The sequence below is a fragment of the Cereibacter sediminicola genome (assembly GCF_007668225.1).
Classification (GTDB): Bacteria; Pseudomonadota; Alphaproteobacteria; order Rhodobacterales; family Rhodobacteraceae; genus Cereibacter_A; species Cereibacter_A azotoformans.
The window spans coordinates 1-731 of record NZ_VDEK01000121.1 but is presented as its reverse complement, the minus strand read 5'-3'; the positions used below and the strand labels follow the sequence as shown (position 1 = coordinate 731).

The following is a 731-nucleotide window of genomic DNA, read 5'->3' as shown; positions in this document are numbered from 1 at the left end:
TGTCAGCCGCCTCCGCCGCAAGCTCGACCATGCGGTGATCGAGACCGTGCGCGGCCTCGGCTACAAGCTGGGCAGTCCGTGAAAGTGCGCTCGCTGCAGGCGCGCCTTGCGCTGGTGCTTGGCGCAGGGGTGACGGCGCTCTGGGCCGGAAGCACGGCAGTGACGTCGCGCGTCCTGCATGCCGAGCTTGACGAGGTGTTCGACTCGACGCTGGAAGAGACGGCGCAGCGCATCCTGCCGCTCGCGGTGATGGAGATCATGGGGCGCGAGGAGCCGGGCGTCAGCCAGCGCATCGCCGCCCTGCGCCCGCATGAGGAGTTCTACACCTATCTCGTGCGCGATGCCTCGGGCGCGGTGCTGATCGCCTCGCACCGCGCCGAGCCGTCCGATTTCCCCCCCTGCACCGCGGCCGGGTTCACGCAGACGGCAACCCACCGGCTCTACTGCGACCGGGCGCTGCGCGGGACGGTGACCATTGCCGTGGCCGAACCGCTTGCCCACCGCGAGCAGGTCGCGCGCGAACTGGCCATGGCGCTGGGGTTGCCGCTGCTCGTCATCCTCCCGCTGGCGCTGGCCGGGATCGTGGCGGTGGTGCGCTGGAGCTTCCGGCCCGTTCGCGCGCTGCGCGACGCCCTGGCCCGCCGCGGCGCGGGCGATCTGGCCCCCGTGGGCGAGACCGAGCTTCCGGCCGAGATCGCGCCGGTCGCGGCGGCGGTGAACCAGCTGCTGGG

The 731-nt window shown here is 72.6% G+C and carries 1 protein-coding gene; it reads left to right on the top strand.

The window, feature by feature from the left end; all coding sequences use genetic code 11:
* Positions 1 to 78 precede the first annotated feature (78 nt).
* Positions 79 to 731 (top strand): sensor histidine kinase N-terminal domain-containing protein (locus tag FG154_RS20630; RefSeq protein ID WP_145112028.1); only part of this gene is annotated, 653 nt, incomplete at its 3' end.